The organism is Vibrio sp. EA2 (assembly GCF_033042495.1).
In the GTDB taxonomy this organism is placed as follows: domain Bacteria; phylum Pseudomonadota; class Gammaproteobacteria; order Enterobacterales; family Vibrionaceae; genus Vibrio.
In genome coordinates, this window is sequence record NZ_JAWLID010000002.1 from 415,025 (window position 1) to 436,195 (window position 21,171).

A 21,171-nucleotide genomic window follows, 5' to 3' on the forward strand; every position below is an offset into this window, starting at 1 on the left:
CGGTATTGGATTTTCGTTGAAAATGTCGATTTCTACTCATAAGTGGGATCGCAGCAACAAAAATTCTTTGTACAATTTATTAACATACCCGCCGTGCAATTAAGGAGTAACGCATGACGAAGTCTTTCTTTCGCCAATCGTTTTTAGCTGATACGTTAGATATGCATATTGATGTAGAACCAGCAGAGCTGGCGCTATCTAATGGAGTGACACTAAAACTCTATCAGCGTGGTGTGCTAGAAGTGGTCCCTGAGAACTACACTCAGGAGACGAAAAACATCATTATCTCAACAGGTATTCACGGCGACGAAACGGCACCGATGGAACTGGTCGATTCAATGATTAAAGACATTGAATCCGGTTTTATGCAGGTTGATGCCCGTTGTCTATTCATCATCGCTCACCCTGAGTCTACCTTGGCGCATACGCGTTTTCTTGAGGAAAACCTCAACCGCTTATTCGATGATAAAGGTCATACGCCAACCAAGGAGTTGGCTATTGCAGATTTACTGAAGTTGCACGTCTGTGACTTCTTTAAAGGTACTGACCCAGAAACGCGCTGGCATCTTGACTTACACTGTGCAATTCGTGGTTCTAAACACTACACGTTTGCTGTGAGTCCTAAGACACGCCATCCGGTTCGAAGCCAAGCTCTAATGGAGTTTTTGGATAGTGGCCACATTGAAGCGGTTCTATTATCAAACTCTCCGGCGAGTACATTCAGCTGGTACAGTGCAGAAAACTTTAGCGCGCAAGCTCTGACAATGGAGCTTGGACGTGTTGCTCGAATTGGTGAGAATGATTTAGATAAGCTGACGGCGTTTGATTTAGCGCTGCGCAATTTAGTTTCAGGTACTAAAGCTGAGCATTTGCCTAAGCCATGTATTAAATATCGTGTTAGCCGTACTATTGTGCGATTACACGATGACTTCGACTTCATGTTTGACGACAATGTTGAAAACTTTACGTCGTTTGTTCATGGTGAAGTGTTCGGTCACGACGGTGATAAACCATTGATGGCTAAGAATGATAACGAAGCAATCGTCTTTCCAAACCGCAAGGTTGCCATTGGTCAGCGCGCAGCTTTAATGGTTTGTGAAGTGAAAACCCGCTTTGAAGACGGCGAATTGGTATACGATTAAAGCAAAGCTTTCAGACGCATAACGCGAAATATTAGGTGTAACGCTTCGAAGTCGTTGCAATTTACCGAGGCTTAACTGTAAGGTTAGGCCTCGTTTGTTTTTATCGGCTATTATGGATTTTCAACAACTTATCCTGAACAAGGAGCGTCGCTGGCAGCGCAATCTTTTGATTATGTCCGCCGTGCTCATATTACTCTCTGCCATTCACCTGATGGCCGGAGAGATTTTCCTTTCTCCTTTTCAATCGCTTTCCGCATTCGAGCACAAGTTATTAGTGGATTTACGCTTACCAAGATTGCTGTCTGCCGCCATTATTGGCGCTGCGCTTGCTGTCTCTGGTGCAACACTTCAAGTGCTGTTAGGCAACGTTCTCGCTGAACCGGGTGTGCTTGGTATTTCCGGTGGCGCTAGCCTTGCCATGGTATTGGTGATGTTTGCGATTCCAACCTTGCCGACGCCGCTGATCTTTATGCTGGCCGCCATCGCAGGTTCGATGTTGTTTACCTTAATCTTGGTTTCTATTGCAAGAGTGATGCACCTGACAACCGCGCGTTTGTTGCTGGTTGGTGTGGCGTTGGGGATATTCTCCAGTGCAATTGTAACCTGGGCATTCTATTTCAGCGATGATCTCAGCCTTCGCCAATTAATGTATTGGCTGATGGGTAGCATTGGTGGGGCGAGTTGGTATCAGCATTCCGTAACATTAGTGATGTTGCCTGTTTTGATTTGGCTGTGCTGTAAAGGCAAGCCGCTCGATAAGCTGATGTTAGGTGAAATCCACGCCACTCAGCTCGGCATCGATGTTCATCAAATGCGCTGGAAATTGATATTAGCGATTTCAATCCTTGTTGGTGGTTCGGTCGCTCTTGGAGGGATCATCAGCTTTGTTGGATTAGTTGTGCCTCATCTGCTGCGTTTAGCATTTGGTACCGAGAATCGCTATTTGTTGCCGCTGTCTGCGATAGCGGGTGCAGCGTTGTTGGTGTTTGCGGATATCGGTGCGAGATTATTACTCGACTCTGCTGAACTGCCACTGGGCGTAATGACCACATCGATTGGTGCGCCTATTTTCATTTGGATGCTGGTGAAGAGTCATGATGCACGTTAAGCATATTGCGGTAGGAAACCGACTATTACCATTGTCGTTTGAATGTGACGCAGGGGAGATCGTGCATGTCGTGGGCCCAAATGGCTCGGGGAAAAGTACCTTGTTAGCCGCGATTTCCGGCACGCTTACCAGCCACGATTCTGTGAGTGGTGAAGTGAGTGTTAATAGCGGGGATTTACTCACTATGCCGTTGTCTGAGCAGGCTTACCTGAGAGGGTATTTATGTCAGCAATCCAGACCAGTATTTAACGTCGATGTATTTCAGTATCTCGCGCTGTCTTTACCTAGTGGGGTGAAGATCAGTGACATCAAAGTGCGCGACGCGTTAAACGCAGTAATTGAGCTTGTTCAGTTACAGGATAAGTTACACCGTAGCATTCAGACGCTTTCTGGTGGTGAATGGCAGCGTGTGAGACTGGCCGGTGTTTGTTTGCAGGTTTGGCGCAGTATCAACCCGTATTCGCAGCTACTTATTTTGGATGAACCTGCTGCTCCGTTAGATATCGCCCAAGAGGGGCTGCTCTATCAGCTGATTGCTGAAGTCGCGGCTCAAGGTGTTGGTGTGTTGGTTGCGAACCATGATTTAAACCGAACACTAAGGCATGCGGATAAGGTGCTGTTGCTCAGTAACGGTGTACTGCACTCTTCAGGCAAAGCTGAGGATGTATTAACAGAAGAGGGGCTGGGAGAGGTTTTTAACACTCAGGTAAGAAGGGTGATGGTTGAAGAGAAACCGTATCTGCTTTTCGAATAGGTTTTCCTACTCTCTCTTAGCTTTCAAGCAATAAAAAACGACCCACGCGGGTCGTTTTTTCGATGTGATTTTTTGTCGCTGTTTATTGCGTCAGTGGCTTAAGGTCCGCCGGACGGTAGTAAACCGATTTTAGAACTTTGCCTTTACGTACTGTTTTGCCTTCAGATACAAAGTCTTCTGCACATTTGGCGATGATGTACTCACCCTGATGTACCGCCATCAGTTTGATGCCTTGTTCTGCGTAGAATGCTTCTGTTTCTGTGTATTCTTTTTCGTTGCGGCACACTTTGCTCATGTTGCTTGAGTGCACTTCGTCCCAGCAAGGAATAAAGTCGATACCACGGTTTACCGCAACGTTCAGTAGCAGGTCAATCAGGTAACTGATCGCCAGATTGTCTTCCACTTTGCTGTTACCAAGGTGTACAAGACGACCCATAAGAACGTAAACGCTGTCTACGATTGCGTCTGCTTGTTCTGTTTTACAATCTGCTTCTGCCAGCTCAGTCAGCTCTTCGATCGCCAAAGATGTGTGTAGCGTATCCGCTTGCGTATCCAGACTCGCTTCGTCTGCGACTGGAAGATCGAACGTGCTACGGAACTCGGTTATGTCACGGTATAAGTGATCAAAAATCTCTTGGGTTAGCTTTGACAGTTGCATTCTGATATCCATTGAATCGATTGAAGCGGTCATGATAACAAACCGCTCTTTATTCCCCAAGAGACAAGAGTCTAACTGACTATTAAATCTGCCGCTTGGAGTGAAGTAGGGTGCCGCTCTGAACGTTATAAGCCGTAACTTATCGAAATAAATGCGGGAACAACGTTTTGCGCTCTTCCTCTGAAAGGGCAGAAACACGCGCGATGTTGGTATCTGGGATTGACTCAGGATCAGGGTAGTGTTTCAACACCTTTTCCATGCTCTCTTCACGAATAAGATGGAAGATAGGATAAGGCGAGCGGTTCGTCAGGTTCTCGTCGTCTTCTGGCTCTGCACCACCAAAACAGTAATCTGGATGGAACGTAGCCACCTGGAAAATACCTTCCCAATCTTGCTGCTTGATTAAGCCTTCAACCCAATCAATAAACAAGTTGTAGTCCCAGAAATCGTCGAGCATATTTGGAACAACGACTAAGGTCGTTTCCAGCTTTTCTGGTTCTGTATTACTGAGTTCAATTAACTGCAACAAAATATCTTCCAGCAAGGCTTCTTCTTGAGACGCCTCACTCACGAAGATTTTAATTTGTTTATTACGTTGCGGTTTGGCTGCAAACGGGCATAAATTCAGTCCGATAACGACGTCATTCAGCCATTGATCCACTTGTTGGGTGATCGCGTTTACATCTGTAGTTTGGTTTGTTGGTGTTGAGCGCGTTGACATACGATTTTTAAATCATTTTGAAAGTGGCGCAAGCATAGCAGATATACTAGGGGCTGTTGACCCTAATTAACTTCTTCTCAAGCTGGCTACTTCTTCACTTTCCTTTGTGTCGTGTGTCTGTGTGATGCGTTTGAGATAAGCTATCGCGCTAAACATCGCTAGATAGACCACGCTACCGCCGACAAGTACTGTTGACCATCCGCCATGTTGCCAGCAGTAAAGCAGTAAGAATCCACCAAGACTGCCGCCCACATAGTAATGCACCAGGTATAGAGCCGTTGCGGTCGCTTTCGCGGTTGTCGCTTTTTGGCCAACCCAACCGTAAGCCAAAGTGTGGGTGAAGAAGGCTCCAAAGCTAATCAGAAGCAAGCCAAACAGCATGGCAGCCACACTTTCAACCGCCGCGATCCACATGCCGCTCATGCTGAGAATAGCACCTAAGAACATACCCAAAATAGATGAGTAACGTTTACTCCAGTGTCCTGCACAACGGGATGAGAACGTACCACCTAAATAACAAACGAAGATAAGTGATGCCAAGCCGACCGGAATGTTGTGCGGCTCACTAACCAATCTGAAACCCATTACTGAATACAGGTTAACGAATAGTGCGAAATTAAGGCCACCAATCAACATGGCGAACCATATACGCTGGTTTTTGAAGTGACCTAAGATGGCGCGGTTTTGTTGTCTCAATCCACTCGAAGAAGGGGTGAAGTTACGTTGTTTTGGCAGCAAATAATGTACGCAAATTACGCCTAACAGGGTCACTACCATTATGGCTTCAATCGCTACATCCACACTGAAGTTGTCAGCCAATAAGCCGCCACTAATACGCCCCACAATGCCACCTAATGAGTTGGCTGCAATATAGGTACCTATCGCCATGGAGAACGCGTGCTTATCGAGTTCTTCTGCCATATAGGCAACCGCTACGGCAGCAAAAGCGGCCAATGCAACACCAATAAGGGCTCGGCAGATAACCAAAAACAGGAATGAATCACCAAGTAGCATCAGTGCAGACAGAACTGGGATAGCGAATAAGCCAGCCATCATGACCGGTTTTCGCCCAATGGTTTCAGACAATACTGCCATCGGTACCAGGCTGAAAGAGAGCGCCAGCGTGGAGGAGGCAAACAACCAGTTCACCTGCGTTTCAGAAATGGCAAACAACTGAGCAAAGGTCGGCAACATAGGCTGCAACTGATATAAGTTAGAGAAGACCAAGAATGAACCCAGCGCAAGAGCGAGCGTGATTCGTTTGTATTCTGGCGTGCCGAAGATGACCATGTGTCCTGCCTGATGCGAGAGCGCAATATAAAGAAACTGTGATCAATCTATCAGCTAATCGTAAATTAAAAAAATATATTAAAAATATGGATACCATATATTTTTGATCTAGTGGAATCGAAGCAACTGAAACATTTCCTTGCTGTCGCAGAGCAAGGCAACATCACCCATGCCGCGAAGGTGCTGAACATTGCTCAGCCTGCCTTGAGTATCTCTATTAAAAAATTCGAGCAGTCTCTGGGAGTCACGCTGTTTCGGCGAGAAGATAAGAAGATTAGCCTAACTCAAGAGGGCGAAACCTTACTGGTGCACGCGAAGCGGGTCATTCAGCAATTGCACGATGCACAGCTCGCGATTAACGAACTTAAAGGGTTGGCTAAAGGTGAGGTGCGTTTGGGTACGCCTTCTATGATGGGAAGCTACTTTTTCCCACGTATCGTTATGGCGTTTAAAAGCCGGTTCCCGGATTTGAAATTAACGCTGGTGGAAGCGGGCACGCATTCGATTAGAAGTATGTTGCTTGATGGACGGTTAGATATCGGTGTGATTAGTTGTGACAATGTACCCAACGATCTCGAGACCGATCATCTGTTTACCAGCCAGATGGTTGCCGTTGTCGCGCCAGAGCACGAATTAGCTCAGCGTGAGTCACTCACCTTTAATGAGTTTTTTGAACACGAATTGGTGATGTTCCAGCGCGGCTATTTCCATCGTGAGTTTTTAGACCAGGTCAGCGAGGAGCACGGCTTTACTATGAAGTCGTCATTTGAAACCAACTTATTGCCGTTGATCCTCAGCATCGTAAAGCAGGAGTTTGCGATTACGGCGTTACTCGAACTGGTCACTCAGCATGAAAAAGATGTGGTGGGGATTCCGTTTAATCCGCCAGTTACGCTCGATCTGGCGCTAGCATGGCGGAAAGACGGTTATTTATCGATTGCAGACAGAACGTTTATTGATTTCGTTAAACGTTATTTGTAGTCAGACGCTAGTCACCTTTATACATCTTTTCAAAGTTTTTGGGATTCCAGCCAATCATCAATTGGTCGCCAATTTTCAGGACTGGAAGTGAGCGGGCACCCAGCGCATCCAGCTCTTTACGGCCACGTTGCATTTTTGCGTTGCAAAGGCGATAAGTGATGTTTTTCGAGTCCAGATAACGTTGAGCATCTTTGCAGTGGGGGCATTTATCTTTGACGTAAAGAACGACACGTTTCATTGAATTTCTCTCCATTATCTTTGGGATGCGAAGTTTAACGGCCTTTATCGACAATTGAAAGGCGAAATCTATTGTCAAAGCGAGGGTGAAAGTGCTGATTATCTCAGGTATATTTAGCGCCTTTCCCTTGTCATAGCAGACTTTATACCATGCATCCGTCACTTCGATACATTCAGGGTTACCCTCCACACATTGTTGAGCAAGTTAGCTCGCTGGTCGACAGCGGTAAACTGGTTCCTTGGTTTGAAAAGCGCTATCCAGAACGTCATCAAATTAAAAGTGAAAAGGCGCTGTATGAGTACTCCATAGCGATAAAAAATAGTTACATGAAGAAAGCAGCACCGATCAGTAAAGTGGTCTACGATAAGAAAATTCACTTGATTAATAATGCGCTAGGGCTGCACAGCATGATCAGTCGTAATCATGGTGGCAAGCTCAAATCGAAGAACGAGATTCGTATCGCGAGTGTTTTTAAAGAAGCTCCGGAGCCACTACTGAGAATGCTGGTGGTTCATGAGCTGGCTCATACGCGAGAGAAAAACCACGATAAAGCGTTTTACCAACTGTGCTGTTATATGGAGCCCGAGTATCACCAGTTAGAGTTTGATGCCCGTCTGTTTATGATTTACCTCGATTTAAAAGCGAATTTGAATGAAGAACAATAACCACACCGCTAAGCCAGAAAAATCTAAAAAAAATGCCAAGCCAAAGCAGAGTAGAGGCGATGCAAAAGGCGAAAAGCGCGTGAAGCAAAAAAACTCTGCTAAAGCAAAATCGCCAGTGGCAACGAACAGCGATGTGGACTTCATTAAAGTAGCGAAAAGTGGATTACACGAACGTAACCAGCATCGTGGCCGTTATGACTTTAAAAAATTGACGGCAAGTGAGCCTGGGATAAAAGCTTTTGTTATTAAAAATCCGAACGGGGAAGACTCGATAAACTTCTCTGATCCAAAAGCGGTAAAAATGCTCAATAAAGCCTTGTTAGCCACGCATTACGATATTGAATTCTGGGATATCCCTGAACACTACCTTTGTCCACCAATTCCAGGACGTGCGGATTACATTCACCGTGTCGCTGAGTTACTCGATGGGGAAGTGAAAGGTAAATACCCGCATCACGATGTGCGAGCGTTGGACATTGGCGTTGGTGCAAACTGTATTTACCCAATTGTTGGAGTGACAGAATACGGATGGCACTATACCGGAAGCGACGTTGATCCTAAGTCAATTGAATCGGCTCAAGCAATCGTCGATGGCAATGTGTCACTAAATGGCAGAATCGAACTGGTTCGTCAGATGAGTCAAGCAAACATCTATCGCGGGGTAATTCAGCCGAATGAGCGTTACGATGTCACAACTTGTAATCCACCATTTCACCGTTCGGCAGAAGAAGCCGCGATGGGAAGTCAACGTAAAGTGGACAACCTTAGAGCAAACCAACGTAAGAAAGGCGTGAAACCAGCGCGCGAAAACACGGCAAAACCAACGCTTAACTTTGGTGGTCAAAACGCAGAGCTTTGGTGCGAAGGCGGGGAAGCGGCGTTTATCCGTAAAATGGCTAACGAAAGCCAAGCCTTCAGCGCCCAAGTGCTCTGGTTTACTACGCTGCTTTCGAAAAAAGAGAATGTTCGCCCTATGCGCAAGCAGCTTGAGAAATTGGGCGTAAAAGCCATTCGTGTGGTAGAGATGAGCCAGGGACAAAAAATCAGCCGTTTTATTGCCTGGTCGTATATGGATAAAGAGCAGCGAAAGGCGTGGCGAGCGCTTAAGTAGCCAAATAAACAATGTAGCTCACCTAAATCTTTCAATCTGTCAGTTCTTTATTTACTCTGCAATCAGAGCTGACAGATTCTACTTAGTTGTTTCCAGCGCATACTCCATTTTTGCTTCAAGCCTACAACATCACTTTCTCTTTTGACGAACTTTCAGGGCGTTACTACTATTCAATAAACTCCCTTATATGAGTGAATAAACATGAAGGTAGGAATTGTTAGAGAATATTCTTCAACGGATAAAGTTGAAGAAGACGAATGTGTTGTCATGTTAGGAAAGGCAGAGTTAGTCGCCGGTGAGATCCGCATAAGTGGTAGCGGTGAAAGAGATCCAACCTCCAAACATGATGGGTACGCTTTGACGGGGTATGTCATGCTTCACCCTTCCGAATTTCAAAAGGTGGTCGATATGGCGCTTGAAGCTGGTGTGATCACCATAAATGTTGCGGAAAATAAATAGATGAGATTTGGAATGTGAGAGTTAAGGTTTCGCCTTATCTTTATTTGTCCACTACCTCTTTCCATCCGTCAGCTCAATATACTTAGATAGTTAGAGCTGACGTATTTCTCCAACTCTGCCGCTAGCGTTTACCAAAAATCTAAACCATTCGAAGCAAGAGAGTGAAAAATGAAGAAACCACCCACACCGAGAGGAATCAAGGTGATGACATACAAAACAGCACTTCCGATTTTATCAAAAAGTGAAGTAATACTCTGAGCTTTACTCGCTTCACGCAACCTGACGAGAGAGATGACCGAACCACAAAACCATAGAGCAGTGAACATTATGATGTGACGCTCGCTACCATGGAACCACACATTTTTTAATGCAATGACAAACACGCCATGCATAAGCATGGTGATGATAATAACTGTTCTCGCCAATTTCATATCTCCGACTGAAGTTTAACGTTACGCTAAGAGGAGGTTTTCAATAGCAAAGTATCAGAAAACCACCTTATGACAACCAGTTAAATCTTTCTACATGGACAAAATAGACTAATTATATTCAGAGTGGATCCATCTTATGTCTAAATATTGTTATATCTAACATTAATTGTTGAATATCAGTGTTTAACACATTGTTGTGGTTTTGGTGCATGATGAGGGAATTCGCTAGCACCATTTTAGGTGAAGGTGCGAACTGCGCTAACAAAAGTAACCAAAATGGCTGCTTCAAATCGAAAGCCCAGAATAAAGCAATATTGTATAGCTAAATTCGTAGTGTCGATCGCTAACTTACTGATTATCCTTTGAAGTGCTCAAAAAAAGACGACATCATATTTGACAGAAAATGCAGGCTTGGTGATGTCTGAAAAATGTGGGTTGTTAGTCAGAAAGGAGTCGTAGTGAGATGAAACAAATACTAGCTTCAGTGTTACTCATTTTCGGAATATGTTGGGACTCTCAGAGTAGTACTCTTGACCTACCAGAATGTCAAATGTCACGTACTCTAGAAACACCAATTACATTCTTTATCTCAGATTCAGTTCAAAAAGATTACGAGTCATTTGTCATCGAAGATCACATTCAACGATGGATAACGTTTTCGAATAGCGCTTTGAAAAACTCATGTATTCCTATAAAGCGGACGTTGGACAAAATTATCTATGCTCCCAAAATTCTTGGGGAAGAAGCGGAAGAATTTAGCGTAGTGCACGATTTTTTAGCGTATTACTACTCTAAAGAAGTTGAGCGGGTCAATGGCAGTAAAACGGGTTTTTATGGTCTGGTTTTCAAAAAAAACATCTCGCAATTTACAACCGATTGGTGTGGTGAAACTCATCCATCAGTGTATCCTCAGTTTTTTACAATTGGACTTACATGTAAAGATCATGTGTTAGAACATGAGTTAGGTCATTTGGCGTGGGCAAGCCATGATATGGAAACGCTATCGAATCAAACCGGTGGAATGCCATTTGATCTTTCAAAACGACTCCCCTTAAGCTTAGCGAGTAAAATTACAAAGTATTCATATGGTTATATTTGTGGTGGCAAAGGTACCATCATGGCTTATGCGGATGAAACGCATCCATTCTATTCATCACCAGAGATTAGTTATGAAAACATTGTTTGTGGCAATGCGGCTTATGCAGACAATGCCAGAGTTCTTCGTGAGTATGCCATCGGTCTTATGGGTGAATAAAATAGCTAACAGTGTTTAAAGCAGATTCGCAACAGATGGCACTTTATCTGCCTTTTCTTCTCCCTTAACAGAGTGTTAAAAAACTAGAGAGTTAAAATGAAAAATTTACGCAAGTTTATAGTGGTAGCTTTACTTGTGGCTAGCCCAATTAGTGGTATGGCAGCTGATAAACAAGAAGTCGTCGATCGCTTACTAGAGGTGATGAAAGTTGAGAAACAGCTTTCCGGTGGCTTTGAAGCAATGACACCAGTCATCGAACAATTAGCGAATAACCTTCAGTTGAATGCAACTGAAAAAGAGGAACTCGTTAACATTTATAGAGATTGGTTCATCAATGATATCAATCGCCAAAACATCATCGTTGAGATGGGTGCGCTTTATTCTCAAGCTTTCAGCCAACAAGAAATCGAATTATTGATTGAGTTTTACGCGACACCTGTAGGACAAAAACTTGTAGAAAAATCGCCGGCATTAATGCAAGCAGGTGCTCAACTAGGATTACAAGAAGCTGAGCGTGCTCAACCCAAACTTATCGAGAAACTGACGCCTTTCTTAGAAAAGCACCAAATACAATAGGCGTTGCCGAACAGACGGATTGATAATGCATCGCACATAGTAGGAAATAAAAAACTTTATCGCTTAAGGTGGTTGCTAGACAAGTCGTTCTCTAGCAACCAATCAATCCATTCCAACTAGTCGCATTTCTTTGTCTAACTGGCCTTCATCGTTCTGACGAATGGTACGCCGTCGTTATCGTGATGAACATTCGCTTCGACTTGATAGATGTCTTTGACTAACTCTGTGGTTAAGACGTTTTTGGGCGAGCCTACGCTGACCAATTCCCCCTGTTTTATTACCAATAGATTATCGGCGTACTGCGCGGCGAGGTTGAGATCATGCAATACCATGATGCTCACGTAGTTCTCGGCACGGGTTTGAGTCACGAGATGATCAAGCAACACATGTTGGTGATGAAGATCAAGCGCGCTGACGGGTTCATCAAGCAGCATAATTTGTGGGTTACGCATGATGGCTTGCGCGAACAAAATCATTTGACGCTGACCACCACTTAAAGAGCTTACGTTCCGGTTCGCTAAATGCGCCATACCAATACTGTTTAGTATTTGTAAGCCTTCACCAAGTAATTTGTCATCGATGCGCAGGCTTAAACTGTCTAAACGTCCCATCAGTACAACCTCAAGAACGGTCAAACTAACCTGTAAGCCGATGTCCTGTGGCATGTAACCAAACTTGGCACGCCATGAGGAGAGAGACTTGCTATCTAGCTCGTCACCGTAATGAGAAATGGAACCACTGGCCAGATTCACATCTCCAAAAATGGCTTTGAGTAGCGTACTTTTACCCGCGCCATTTGGACCAAGAACGGCGGTTACCTGACCCGGTTCCAATGTGAAATTGAAGTTCTTGGCAAGGGTAAGTGACTCAATCTGAATATTTACATTATTTGCTACCAGCATCATTAACCTCGCTTCGCCAAAATCAACCAGAAAAAGAAAGGTACTCCGATGATCGCCGTAACGATACCGATCGGAAATAATGCACCTGGAACGATGATCTTTGACAGTACAGAAGCACCAGAAAGCAAGAACGCACCAATTAAGAAGGAGAGCGGTAAGAAGAAGCGCTGATCTTCTCCCACCATAGATTTGGCCATGTTTGGCGCGACGATGCCTACAAATCCGATGATCCCGACGAAACTGGTGACAGTAGCCGTGATGACAGCAACGATAAACAGTGTTTTCATGCGTAAGCGAGTGATGTTCACGCCGACGCTTTTCGCTCGCTCTTCACCCAGTCGTAGGGCGGTCAGCTTCCATGCATCTTTAAGTAATAATATCCCGCCGACGAAGACAACTGCAGAGGTAATCGCGACTGTATTCCAGGTTGCTTTCGTTAAGCTACCAAACAGCCAAAACAGGATCTGCTGGCTAAGTTCTGGAGAGGAGACAAACTGCACCAGAGATAATAGTGACTGGAATAAGAACAGCAGGGCAATACCCGCCAGAATGAGTTGTCCCGAGCTGATATGACGCGCCGAGGCTAACGAGAAAAGAAAACACGCTGAAAGCATACAGCATAAGAATGCGCCCATCGGTACCGCGTAATAGCTACTTAAGCCGAAGGACCCCATATATAGAGTAATCGCAGCGCCAAAACCCGCCGCCGCAGCCATACCCAAGGTGTACGGGCTGGCCATTGTATTATTGAGTAAAGTTTGCATCTCTGCGCCGCCCATACCAAGCGCGCCCCCAACAACAATCGCCATTATCGCGATTGGAAGTCGCAACTCAGTCACAATGATCTGGGTGGATGGCGCAACCTGATAGGGCAAGCCGATGAACTCAAACAGAGAGTGGAGTACTTTGGTTGCATCCAGTAAAGAGGGGCCTGTCATGATATCAAGGATGAAGGTCGTCAGGATGAGTAAGCCAAAAGCTCCGATCACCAAGATTCGACGTTTTTCACTCTTACGTTGTTGTTGAATGAGTTGTTCTAAAACTACAGATTGCACGACTTACTACCTAATTATTATTTATTTTACGACCAGTAGAGGGGCCTACAGAGCTCGTGAGAAGGTGTCGATATTAGCACTAATGATAGTTAGTTGCATTATCGTTAGCAAAAGAATTAATATACTCCACGAGGGTGGAAGTGTCTCTGCCTGACTCATGGAATAAAAAGGAACCTTCTTGATGTTGAAACACTTATTCGCGCTTGCTGCTGTCTGCGTTAGCACGTTGTCTTTTGCCGAACAAACTACCGTTACAGATGTACTAGGGCGTGAGGTTACGTTTGATTCGCCGGCGAAAAGAGTGGTAGTCGGATTCTACCCAGAAGATTACATGGCGATCGGTACCGAAGCGGCGTATGACAACGTTGTAGGCATGTCAAAGTACATTTGGCAGGCACGTTCAGCAAGTTGGCAGGCGTATGTGGCGCATCGACCGTCATTGGATAATATTCCTGAGATTGGCCGTGTTGATACTAATGCGTTTTCCGTTGAGAAGGTAATAAGCCTGAGTCCAGATGTAGTAATGCTAGCTGATTGGCAGTTCAAAGCACTGGAGTCAGACGTTGAGCGCATGAAGAGCGCTGGTATTGCCGTTATCGTGGTGGACTACAACGCTCAAACGGTAGAGCGTCACGTTCAGACGACTAAGCTGATTGGTGAAATCACTGGCCAGCAAGAGCGAGCAGAAACCATCGCGAATGGATACAAACAGAACGTTGAGATGATCAGCGATCGTTTAGCCAAAGCAAATCTGGATAAACCGAAAGTCTACACCGAATACGGCGCATCTGGTGTCAATGAGGTTGGCTACACATTCGGTAAAAACATGTGGGGCGCTATTGCGACAATGGCTGGTGGCGACAACATTTCTGCGCCGTTTGTTGAGTGGTGGGGCAAACTGAACCCAGAACAGATCATTGCAGTAAATCCTGATGTTATCGTAATGACTGGATACGAGTCTGGCAGTGCGGATGATTCGATGATCATGGGCGAAGGTGTTGACGAAGCATTGGCAAAAGAGCGATTAGCGGGCTTTAAAAATCGTATTGGTTGGTCTTCAATTTCTGCGGTGAAAAACAACCGTATGTATGCAGCTTACCACGGTGCTTGCCGCACGATCATCGACGGCGCGTTGATCCAGTTTTATGCCAAAATCATGTACCCAGATGTGTTTAGTGATTTAAACCCTGAAGCGGCTTACGACAACTTTTATGAGAAGTACCTGCCGATCCAACCAGCTGGCACTTTTATGACCGAGCTTTAATCTAAAGCCTTAATATTTAATAAGCCGAAATGGGTCACTCTTGATTCACTTCGGCTTTTTATTTGGCTCCATTCATTTACAAACAATGAATTGGTGATTAAGTCTCTAAGATCGCTAATTTAAAAATGTCAGCGGCTCTTGATTAAAATACCTGCAAGATCAAAACGAGCCATTAACGGCTTTTCATGCCCCTGATACCAGCTCGCCGGCATATTTGGCTTGAGCTTTGTGTGCTCTTGCTTGCTCACCACCACATAGTGCAAAAACGTGTCTAATGTTTTCGCCATAGCGTCGAAAGACATTTCTCCATCTTTGTATAGCGTTTTAAGCAAACCAACGACTGCGTCTTCAGGAACCAGCGGGTCAATCACACTGTTTTTTCGAGCTTGAACTGAGCTTGATGCAGGTAATTCATTACGCGCGGTTTCCCAACACGGCTTATTCGTTTTGCTAACGAGGTTGTGTTTGTAGCAGTAAAAACTAAACAGGAAACGAGGGATGTTGTGCCAGCGTTCTGTCTGAACTTCCAGCCAAATGTGTTGAAGCTCGATATCAGCGTCGGTCATGGAGTTTTACGAAGTTATCTAAAGTAGCGCATTTTAGCGTGGGGTGGAGAGGTACGTCCAGAATGTGTTGAAGAATAGCGAATAGAAAGCCCTCTACTAACTCGGTCAGATTAACGAGTCATTCTGAACAGCGAGGCACGAGCGTGATTCAGAATCTACACTCCACGCTCTTTTTGCTAGAGTCATGATGAAAATTTCTCAGCACGCTGATATTAGATTCCTGGTCTCACCAAGGCTCGCTGTAATGACGACGATGAATACAAATAGAGCACATCCAATCTATCTAACCTTAAAGCGAGCGGAATTACCAACTAGTTCGAGGGCCTTTACATTAGGTAAGCGACACTTGCGTGACGTTATTTCACGAGGTAGTGCTTGATGAACTGAGTGATTTTCACCATATCGTCAACGGCGATGTACTCTTCCGTGGTATGCACTTTTGCCATCCCAGTAGAAAGGTTAACGGTAGTCAGGCCTTTCTTGTTGAAGTTGTTCGCATCGCTACCGCCACCCGTGCCTTTGGTAAACGCTTCGATGCCCATATCCGCGAATGCCGCTTTGATATCAGCAATATGTGCATTGTCTTCTTCAATGACAAACGCATCGTATGCACGTTTAGATTCGATTTCGACTTCTGCGCCGTGTTGTTCTGCAACAGACTCAAAGGTCGAGATCATGTGGTTGACTTGTGCGTCCAGTTTATCGCCATTTAGCGAGCGCGCTTCGGCCACAATTTTTAGCTCAGGCATAACAATGTTGGTCGCCTGACCACCGTTTACCATACCGATGTTAGCCGTCGTTTCTTCGTCGATACGAAGGAGTTTCATCTGATTGATTGCATCTGCCGCAACCATGATTGCGCTGATGCCTTCTTCTGGCGCCAGACCTGCGTGTGCCGGGCGGCCTTTGATTGTCGCAACGATCTTTTGCTGGCCCGGAGCCGCTGTCACGATCGTTCCAATTGGGCCACCTGTATCAAGTACGATTGCCTCTTTTGACGTTACATGTGTCATGTCGAAGTACTCAGAGCCAAACAGACCACCTTCTTCATGCACAGTGAAAGCAAGTTCTAACGTTTTGTGCGCTAGATTTTCCGCTTGAATGCAACGTACAGCTTCCATAATTGCGGCGATACCGGATTTGTCGTCACCACCAAGGATCGTATTGCCTTTCGAGCGAATAATACCGTCTTCAATGATCGGTTCAATACCGATACCTGGCGTGACTGTATCCATGTGGCAACTCATCAGGATAGAGCCTTCTTTTTTGCCTTCAAGACGAGCATATACGTTGAAGCCATTTGAAATATGCTCTGGAACAGGAAGTTTGTGAACCGTAAAGCCTAATTCACCCAGTTGCTCAGTCAGAGTTTCCGCGATTTGTTTTTCATTCTTTGATTCACTATCAATGCGAACCAATTGGCAGAAGTGTTCAACCAGACGTTGTTGATTAATGTGTGTCATTTGAGTGTCTCATCTTTGTAGGGGCGAGGGCATAAACGGGGAAGTCAGAAAATGTCCTCTAAACGGAACAGAGTCGCTGATATTACACACCGGAGAGTAAGGGATACTGAGATGAATCAATAAAGTTGGGTGCTTGACAGGATTATAACCAGGTGGCTGAGAGGCTGATCGCATTGTGAATTTAATTCATGAAGCAGTACATGCCTAAAAGCCGCTTCTAGGTAAGTGAATGATTTGATTAAAACCTAACCATACTGCCAATAATAATTACCATGGTAACAAGTTGTTTACATTTGTGTGCGGTGTGTACATTCAGTTTTTAATAGCTAATTTTATGAAACTAAAGGGGTTATTTGTTAGTTTGAATAGTGTTCATGACTAAAAAATTTGTCGTAACAAATATTTTACATTTACACTTTGAAAACCTGAAAACAGAGATTTTGGTTGATGTATTCCAATTTTCATCCGCCTGCGCCAAGTTAGAAAAATAGTTTAGAAACGCTGTAAACAAATTAATGACGCAAGGAGAAAGTCATGGTGGACGCATACAACCCATTAGGTACAGACGGATTTGAGTTTGTGGAATATACGGCTGCAGACAGTAAAGGCATCGAACAACTCAAAGCACTGTTTGTATCGCTAGGCTTCGCAGAGATTGCCAAGCACCGCTCGAAAGAAGCATGGTTATATCGTCAGGGTGACATCAGTTTTATCGTCAATGCGCAGCCTCATAGTCAAGCTGAAGGGTTCGCGAAGGTACATGGCCCATCAGTGTGTGGAATGGCATTCCGAGTGAAAGATGCCACGGCGGCGCTTGAGCACGCAATACAAAACGGCGGAACAGAATACAAAACCGAAATTGGGCCGATGGAACTCAGCATCCCAGCTATTTATGGTATTGGCGAGAGCTTGCTCTACTTTGTTGACCGATACGGTAAGCAGAGTATTTATGATGTCGACTTCCGTTTTTACGATGATGCAGAAGAGCGTCTGGCGAAATCTGATGTGGGTCTTTACGAGATCGATCACCTGACCCATAACGTTAAACAGGGCAACATGGATGTGTGGTCTGGTTTTTATGAGCGCATCGGTAACTTCCGAGAAATTCGTTACTTCGACATTGAAGGTAAACTCACAGGCCTTGTCAGCCGTGCGATGACGGCACCTTGTGGCAAGATCCGAATTCCTATCAATGAATCGTCTGACGATAAATCGCAAATCGAAGAGTTTATCCGTGAATACAATGGCGAAGGCATTCAGCATATCGCTCTGACAACGGATGACATCTACCAAACCGTTCAAACGTTACGCGACCGTGGCATGGACTTTATGCCAACACCTGATACTTATTACGAGAAGGTTGATCAACGGGTTGAAGGTCATGGAGAAGACGTCAGTAAACTCCGTGAGCTGCAAATCCTTATTGATGGTGCACCAACGAAAGACGGTATCTTGCTGCAAATCTTTACGCAAACCGTGATTGGTCCGGTGTTCTTCGAGATCATTCAGCGCAAAGGTAACGAAGGTTTTGGTGAAGGTAACTTCAAAGCGCTATTTGAATCGATTGAAGAAGACCAAATTCGCCGAGGAGTACTGAACGATGCATAAATGGATCACATTCCCTCATCGGGAGGGAGTGTGCTCAAAGCAAGCACATGCTGATTTCCCGGAAGAGGCAATTTATGAACGTGAAGCAGGTCGAAGTGGATTCTTTGGCCCTGCGGCACATTTTCATCATCAACACGCACCAACAGGTTGGTCTGAGTGGGAAGGGGAGCTTCGCCCACGAGCGTTTGATTTCAATCTCGTAGAGAAAGCCAGCCACATAACGCCTTGGGCGGTGCCGCATTTACTGCATAACGCTAACTGCAAAATCCGTGTTTGGCGTATGGATGAAAAGATGGATTTTCTGGTACGAAATGCAGACGGCGATGAGCTGCTGTTTATCCATCAGGGGACTGCCGATCTTTACTGTGACTACGGGCACTTAAAAGTGAGTGAAGGGGATTATGTCATGATCCCGCGCTCAACGAGCTGGCGCTTAGAGCCAAGCGAGCCGATGTTTATTCTGATGATAGAAAACACCGATGCGGCTTATACCTTGCCAGAAAAGGGCATGGTGGGAAATCACGCTGTGTTTGATCCTGCCGTACTGGAAACACCGTCGATAAACGATGAGTTCCGAGCGCAATATTCTGAGAACCGCACACAGGTACAGGTGAAGCGTCACGATAAAGTGAGTGTGATCACCTATCCGTTTAATCCTTTAGATGCAATTGGTTGGCATGGTGACTTAGCTGTGGTGAAAGTGAACTGGCGTGATATTCGTCCACTTATGTCGCACCGTTACCACTTACCACCGTCCGCGCATACTACATTTGTAGGAGCAGGATTTGTGGTGTGTACCTTTGTTCCTCGTCCGATTGAGAGTGATCCTGGCGCGCTTAAAGTACCGTTCTACCACAACAATGATGACTATGACGAAGTCTTGTTCTACCACGCAGGCGACTTCTTTAGCCGTGACAATATTGAAGCGGGCATGGTGACATTCCACCCGGCTGGCTTTACGCACGGCCCTCACCCGAAAGCATTTAAAGCGGGTCAGGAGTACAAGAAGAAGTTTACCGACGAAGTGGCGGTGATGATAGATACGCGCCACGCGCTTCAGTTCTCGGATGAACTGGAAAAGGTAGAAAACAAAGAATACGTCTACAGCTGGCAAGAAAAATAAGAGGCAAGGATGAAATTAGCAACCAAGAAAAATGGTACTCGTGACGGCCTGTTGATGGTCGTGAGTAAAGATCTAACGCGCTGCGTACCAGCGACAGAAGTGTTCCATCCAAGGAATCTAGCACCAACGATGCAAATTGCGCTGGACAACTGGGAAGCGGTGGCGTCGCAGCTCGAAGAACTATACACAGCGCTTAACAACGGAACCGTCGCGGGATTCGAAGAGTTTGAAGCACACTATTGTGAATCTCCTTTGCCTCGAGCCTATCAGTGGGCAGATGGCAGCGCGTATGTAAACCACGTGGAACTGGTTCGTAAAGCGCGTGGGGCAGAAATGCCAGAGAGCTTTTGGTCAGATCCATTGATGTATCAAGGTGGTTCAGACGCGTTTATTGGTCCTTGTGACAATATCGAGTTTGCTAGTGACGAGTGGGGGATCGACTTTGAGGGCGAAGTTGCGGTTGTCACCGGTGATGTGCCAATGGGGGCGAGCATAGCAGAGGCTCAAGAGTCGATTAGGTTGATCATGCTGGTTAACGACGTATCGCTACGCGGTTTGATTCCGGCAGAGTTAGCAAAAGGGTTTGGCTTCTTCCAGTCTAAGCCGTCATCCGCATTTTCTCCTGTCGCGGTGACTCCAGATGAACTCGGTGATGCATGGTACGAAAACAAAGTGCATTTACCGCTGGTTTCGACCTACAACCACAAGCCATTTGGTTGCCCGAATGCAGGGGTGGACATGACATTCGACTTCGCGGATCTCATTGTCCATGCTACTAAAACGCGTCCGCTGTCCGCTGGAGCGATCATCGGCTCTGGTACCGTGTCTAACAAACAAGGCACTGAACATGGCACATCGATTGAAGAAGGTGGCGTCGGTTACTCTTGTATTGCTGAAGTGCGCATGATTGAAACCATACGCGATGGTAAACCGTCGACGAACTTTATGTCGTTTGGTGATGCAATCAAACTTGAGATGTTTGATGCAGATGGCAACAATATCTTTGGTTCGATTGATCAACAAGTTAGCCAGTACTTGAAGCATTAATGCAGGGAAAATGAATGAGCGAACAGATCACGCTTTATGGATATTGGCGATCCTCCGCGGCTTATCGTGTGCGCATTTGTCTGAATCTTAAAGAGATCCAGTATGAATCAAAATCGGTGCACTTGGTGCGTGAGGGAGGAGAGCAACACAGCGAGGAGTACCACAAACTGAATGCCTCTGAGCTGGTGCCGGTGCTGGTGGATGGTGAGCTTCGATTAAACCAGTCGCTGGCTATTATTCAGTATCTCGATGAAAATTATCCGGATGTTGCTGTCATCCCAAAGCGTTCGCCTTTACGGTATCAAGCGCTTTCCATGGCACAGGATATTGCCATGGAGATTCACCCTTTGAATAATTTGCGCGTCTTGCAGTATTTGGAAGGGGAGTTGGCGTGTGATGCAGAGCGTAAAGTTGCCTGGATTCATCACTGGATTAACAAAGGGTTTTCTTCATTGGAGGAGAAACTTGCAGTCCATCGAAAAACGTATGGTGATTGTAAGTTCAGCCTGACCGATTCGCCGTCTATCGTTGATATTTGCTTGGTACCGCAAGTGTATAATGCGTTGCGCTTTGGTGTTGATTTGGCTGCGTATCCGATAATCAACTCGATTGTTGACGCCTGTTACCAACTTCCAGCTTTCATTGATGCAATGCCAGAGCATCAACCGGATGCCAACAGTTAGATCTTAGAGCTTAATAGAGGCCTCTGTTAAGCTCATTTCCTACCCTGAATCTCACCATTATTGTAAAATTG

Annotated in this window: 23 protein-coding genes; 14 read left to right on the top strand and 9 right to left on the bottom strand. The window is 45.4% G+C overall.

Annotated features, from left to right (window positions below; translation table 11 throughout):
- Window positions 1–113 precede the first annotated feature (113 nt).
- From RXX31_RS06180 to btuD, 3 genes are all read left to right on the top strand, one after another.
- A complete protein-coding gene (locus tag RXX31_RS06180) occupies window positions 114–1,142 on the top strand; it encodes a succinylglutamate desuccinylase (RefSeq protein WP_317588214.1) in 1,029 nt (342 codons plus the stop codon).
- Between the two features lie 112 nt (window positions 1,143–1,254).
- Window positions 1,255–2,250 carry a vitamin B12 ABC transporter permease BtuC gene (gene btuC, locus RXX31_RS06185; RefSeq protein ID WP_317588215.1) on the top strand — a complete coding sequence of 332 codons (996 nt, stop codon included), beginning with the start codon at window positions 1,255–1,257 and terminating at the stop codon, window positions 2,248–2,250.
- The gene (btuD, locus tag RXX31_RS06190) at window positions 2,237–3,004 is read left to right on the top strand and encodes a vitamin B12 ABC transporter ATP-binding protein BtuD (protein ID WP_317588216.1); all 768 of its coding nucleotides are present in this window, start codon (window positions 2,237–2,239) and stop codon (window positions 3,002–3,004) included. The genes btuC and btuD overlap by 14 nt, the downstream gene beginning before the upstream one ends.
- Before the next feature lie 82 nt (window positions 3,005–3,086).
- Here the strand turns inward: btuD and RXX31_RS06195 are convergent, their stop codons facing one another.
- From RXX31_RS06195 to RXX31_RS06205, 3 genes are all read right to left on the bottom strand, one after another.
- On the bottom strand, window positions 3,087–3,662 hold the full coding sequence (locus tag RXX31_RS06195) for a nucleoside triphosphate pyrophosphohydrolase family protein (protein WP_237315450.1): 576 nt from the start codon (window positions 3,660–3,662) through the stop codon (window positions 3,087–3,089).
- A gap of 139 nt (window positions 3,663–3,801) precedes the next feature.
- Window positions 3,802–4,383 carry a DUF1415 domain-containing protein gene (locus RXX31_RS06200; RefSeq protein ID WP_317588217.1) on the bottom strand — a complete coding sequence of 194 codons (582 nt, stop codon included), beginning with the start codon at window positions 4,381–4,383 and terminating at the stop codon, window positions 3,802–3,804.
- Between the two features lie 66 nt (window positions 4,384–4,449).
- The gene (locus RXX31_RS06205; RefSeq protein WP_317588218.1) at window positions 4,450–5,673 is read right to left on the bottom strand and encodes an MFS transporter; all 1,224 of its coding nucleotides are present in this window, start codon (window positions 5,671–5,673) and stop codon (window positions 4,450–4,452) included.
- 111 nt (window positions 5,674–5,784) lie between these two features.
- Between RXX31_RS06205 and RXX31_RS06210 the strand changes: the two genes are divergently transcribed.
- The gene (locus tag RXX31_RS06210; RefSeq protein ID WP_317588219.1) at window positions 5,785–6,654 is read left to right on the top strand and encodes a LysR family transcriptional regulator; all 870 of its coding nucleotides are present in this window, start codon (window positions 5,785–5,787) and stop codon (window positions 6,652–6,654) included.
- A 7-nt stretch (window positions 6,655–6,661) separates the two neighbouring features.
- Here the strand turns inward: RXX31_RS06210 and RXX31_RS06215 are convergent, their stop codons facing one another.
- Window positions 6,662–6,892: a glutaredoxin family protein gene (locus RXX31_RS06215; RefSeq protein ID WP_014231652.1), complete on the bottom strand. Its 231-nt coding sequence runs from the start codon at window positions 6,890–6,892 to the stop codon at window positions 6,662–6,664.
- Window positions 6,893–7,041: 149 nt separating this feature from the next.
- Here RXX31_RS06215 and RXX31_RS06220 point away from each other — a divergent pair, with 149 nt between their 5' ends.
- The 3 genes from RXX31_RS06220 (at window position 7,042) to RXX31_RS06230 (ending at window position 9,127) form a co-directional block, all read left to right on the top strand.
- Entirely contained in the window at window positions 7,042–7,557 is a 516-nt protein-coding gene (locus RXX31_RS06220) for a M48 family metallopeptidase (protein WP_317588220.1), read from the top strand.
- Window positions 7,544–8,668: a 23S rRNA (adenine(1618)-N(6))-methyltransferase RlmF gene (gene rlmF / locus RXX31_RS06225; protein WP_317588221.1), complete on the top strand. Its 1,125-nt coding sequence runs from the start codon at window positions 7,544–7,546 to the stop codon at window positions 8,666–8,668. The genes RXX31_RS06220 and rlmF overlap by 14 nt, the downstream gene beginning before the upstream one ends.
- A gap of 201 nt (window positions 8,669–8,869) precedes the next feature.
- Window positions 8,870–9,127: a hypothetical protein gene (locus tag RXX31_RS06230; RefSeq protein ID WP_317588222.1), complete on the top strand. Its 258-nt coding sequence runs from the start codon at window positions 8,870–8,872 to the stop codon at window positions 9,125–9,127.
- 128 nt (window positions 9,128–9,255) lie between these two features.
- On the opposite strand, the gene RXX31_RS06235 is transcribed toward RXX31_RS06230, so the two are convergent.
- Complete coding sequence (locus RXX31_RS06235; protein ID WP_317588223.1) at window positions 9,256–9,558, bottom strand: hypothetical protein; 303 nt, start codon at window positions 9,556–9,558, stop codon at window positions 9,256–9,258.
- Window positions 9,559–10,108: 550 nt separating this feature from the next.
- Between RXX31_RS06235 and RXX31_RS06240 the strand changes: the two genes are divergently transcribed.
- Complete coding sequence (locus tag RXX31_RS06240) at window positions 10,109–10,813, top strand: hypothetical protein (RefSeq protein ID WP_317588224.1); 705 nt, start codon at window positions 10,109–10,111, stop codon at window positions 10,811–10,813.
- Window positions 10,814–10,909: 96 nt separating this feature from the next.
- Entirely contained in the window at window positions 10,910–11,389 is a 480-nt protein-coding gene (locus RXX31_RS06245) for a DUF2059 domain-containing protein (RefSeq protein WP_317588225.1), read from the top strand.
- Between the two features lie 134 nt (window positions 11,390–11,523).
- Here the strand turns inward: RXX31_RS06245 and RXX31_RS06250 are convergent, their stop codons facing one another.
- Window positions 11,524–12,294: an ABC transporter ATP-binding protein gene (locus tag RXX31_RS06250; RefSeq protein ID WP_317588226.1), complete on the bottom strand. Its 771-nt coding sequence runs from the start codon at window positions 12,292–12,294 to the stop codon at window positions 11,524–11,526.
- Window positions 12,294–13,346 (bottom strand): iron ABC transporter permease, encoded by a 1,053-nt coding sequence (locus RXX31_RS06255; RefSeq protein WP_317588227.1) that lies wholly within the window; start codon window positions 13,344–13,346, stop codon window positions 12,294–12,296. Before RXX31_RS06255 ends, RXX31_RS06250 begins: the two co-directional genes overlap by 1 nt.
- 181 nt (window positions 13,347–13,527) lie before the next feature.
- Here RXX31_RS06255 and RXX31_RS06260 point away from each other — a divergent pair, with 181 nt between their 5' ends.
- On the top strand, window positions 13,528–14,610 hold the full coding sequence (locus tag RXX31_RS06260) for an ABC transporter substrate-binding protein (RefSeq protein ID WP_317588228.1): 1,083 nt from the start codon (window positions 13,528–13,530) through the stop codon (window positions 14,608–14,610).
- A 128-nt stretch (window positions 14,611–14,738) separates the two neighbouring features.
- Here RXX31_RS06260 and RXX31_RS06265 read toward each other — a convergent pair whose 3' ends face one another.
- Together RXX31_RS06265 and RXX31_RS06270 are read right to left on the bottom strand one after the other, a co-directional pair.
- Window positions 14,739–15,176: a hypothetical protein gene (locus RXX31_RS06265; RefSeq protein WP_317588229.1), complete on the bottom strand. Its 438-nt coding sequence runs from the start codon at window positions 15,174–15,176 to the stop codon at window positions 14,739–14,741.
- Window positions 15,177–15,532: 356 nt separating this feature from the next.
- Window positions 15,533–16,639 (bottom strand): M20/M25/M40 family metallo-hydrolase, encoded by a 1,107-nt coding sequence (locus RXX31_RS06270; protein ID WP_317588230.1) that lies wholly within the window; start codon window positions 16,637–16,639, stop codon window positions 15,533–15,535.
- Window positions 16,640–17,173: 534 nt separating this feature from the next.
- Here RXX31_RS06270 and hppD point away from each other — a divergent pair.
- The 4 genes from hppD to maiA are packed head-to-tail and all read left to right on the top strand — an operon-like array spanning window position 17,174 to window position 21,100.
- On the top strand, window positions 17,174–18,247 hold the full coding sequence (gene hppD / locus RXX31_RS06275) for a 4-hydroxyphenylpyruvate dioxygenase (RefSeq protein WP_317588231.1): 1,074 nt from the start codon (window positions 17,174–17,176) through the stop codon (window positions 18,245–18,247).
- Window positions 18,240–19,370: a homogentisate 1,2-dioxygenase gene (locus RXX31_RS06280; protein ID WP_014231671.1), complete on the top strand. Its 1,131-nt coding sequence runs from the start codon at window positions 18,240–18,242 to the stop codon at window positions 19,368–19,370. The genes hppD and RXX31_RS06280 overlap by 8 nt, the downstream gene beginning before the upstream one ends.
- 9 nt (window positions 19,371–19,379) lie before the next feature.
- Window positions 19,380–20,417 (top strand): fumarylacetoacetate hydrolase family protein, encoded by a 1,038-nt coding sequence (locus RXX31_RS06285; RefSeq protein WP_317588232.1) that lies wholly within the window; start codon window positions 19,380–19,382, stop codon window positions 20,415–20,417.
- Window positions 20,418–20,431: 14 nt separating this feature from the next.
- The gene (maiA, locus tag RXX31_RS06290; protein ID WP_317588233.1) at window positions 20,432–21,100 is read left to right on the top strand and encodes a maleylacetoacetate isomerase; all 669 of its coding nucleotides are present in this window, start codon (window positions 20,432–20,434) and stop codon (window positions 21,098–21,100) included.
- Window positions 21,101–21,171 lie beyond the last annotated feature (71 nt).

Coding starts and splice junctions, on each gene's coding strand:
- RXX31_RS06180 (WP_317588214.1), top strand. CDS start 114: ATGACGAAGTCTTTCTTTCGCCAATCGTTTTTAGCTGATACGTTAGAT.
- btuC (WP_317588215.1), top strand. CDS start 1,255: ATGGATTTTCAACAACTTATCCTGAACAAGGAGCGTCGCTGGCAGCGC.
- btuD (WP_317588216.1), top strand. CDS start 2,237: ATGATGCACGTTAAGCATATTGCGGTAGGAAACCGACTATTACCATTG.
- RXX31_RS06195 (WP_237315450.1), bottom strand. CDS start 3,662: ATGCAACTGTCAAAGCTAACCCAAGAGATTTTTGATCACTTATACCGT.
- RXX31_RS06200 (WP_317588217.1), bottom strand. CDS start 4,383: ATGTCAACGCGCTCAACACCAACAAACCAAACTACAGATGTAAACGCG.
- RXX31_RS06205 (WP_317588218.1), bottom strand. CDS start 5,673: ATGGTCATCTTCGGCACGCCAGAATACAAACGAATCACGCTCGCTCTT.
- RXX31_RS06215 (WP_014231652.1), bottom strand. CDS start 6,892: ATGAAACGTGTCGTTCTTTACGTCAAAGATAAATGCCCCCACTGCAAA.
- RXX31_RS06220 (WP_317588220.1), top strand. CDS start 7,042: ATGCATCCGTCACTTCGATACATTCAGGGTTACCCTCCACACATTGTT.
- rlmF (WP_317588221.1), top strand. CDS start 7,544: ATGAAGAACAATAACCACACCGCTAAGCCAGAAAAATCTAAAAAAAAT.
- RXX31_RS06230 (WP_317588222.1), top strand. CDS start 8,870: ATGAAGGTAGGAATTGTTAGAGAATATTCTTCAACGGATAAAGTTGAA.
- RXX31_RS06235 (WP_317588223.1), bottom strand. CDS start 9,558: ATGAAATTGGCGAGAACAGTTATTATCATCACCATGCTTATGCATGGC.
- RXX31_RS06240 (WP_317588224.1), top strand. CDS start 10,109: ATGTCACGTACTCTAGAAACACCAATTACATTCTTTATCTCAGATTCA.
- RXX31_RS06245 (WP_317588225.1), top strand. CDS start 10,910: ATGAAAAATTTACGCAAGTTTATAGTGGTAGCTTTACTTGTGGCTAGC.
- RXX31_RS06250 (WP_317588226.1), bottom strand. CDS start 12,294: ATGATGCTGGTAGCAAATAATGTAAATATTCAGATTGAGTCACTTACC.
- RXX31_RS06260 (WP_317588228.1), top strand. CDS start 13,528: ATGTTGAAACACTTATTCGCGCTTGCTGCTGTCTGCGTTAGCACGTTG.
- RXX31_RS06265 (WP_317588229.1), bottom strand. CDS start 15,176: ATGACCGACGCTGATATCGAGCTTCAACACATTTGGCTGGAAGTTCAG.
- RXX31_RS06270 (WP_317588230.1), bottom strand. CDS start 16,639: ATGACACACATTAATCAACAACGTCTGGTTGAACACTTCTGCCAATTG.
- hppD (WP_317588231.1), top strand. CDS start 17,174: ATGGTGGACGCATACAACCCATTAGGTACAGACGGATTTGAGTTTGTG.
- RXX31_RS06280 (WP_014231671.1), top strand. CDS start 18,240: ATGCATAAATGGATCACATTCCCTCATCGGGAGGGAGTGTGCTCAAAG.
- RXX31_RS06285 (WP_317588232.1), top strand. CDS start 19,380: ATGAAATTAGCAACCAAGAAAAATGGTACTCGTGACGGCCTGTTGATG.
- maiA (WP_317588233.1), top strand. CDS start 20,432: ATGAGCGAACAGATCACGCTTTATGGATATTGGCGATCCTCCGCGGCT.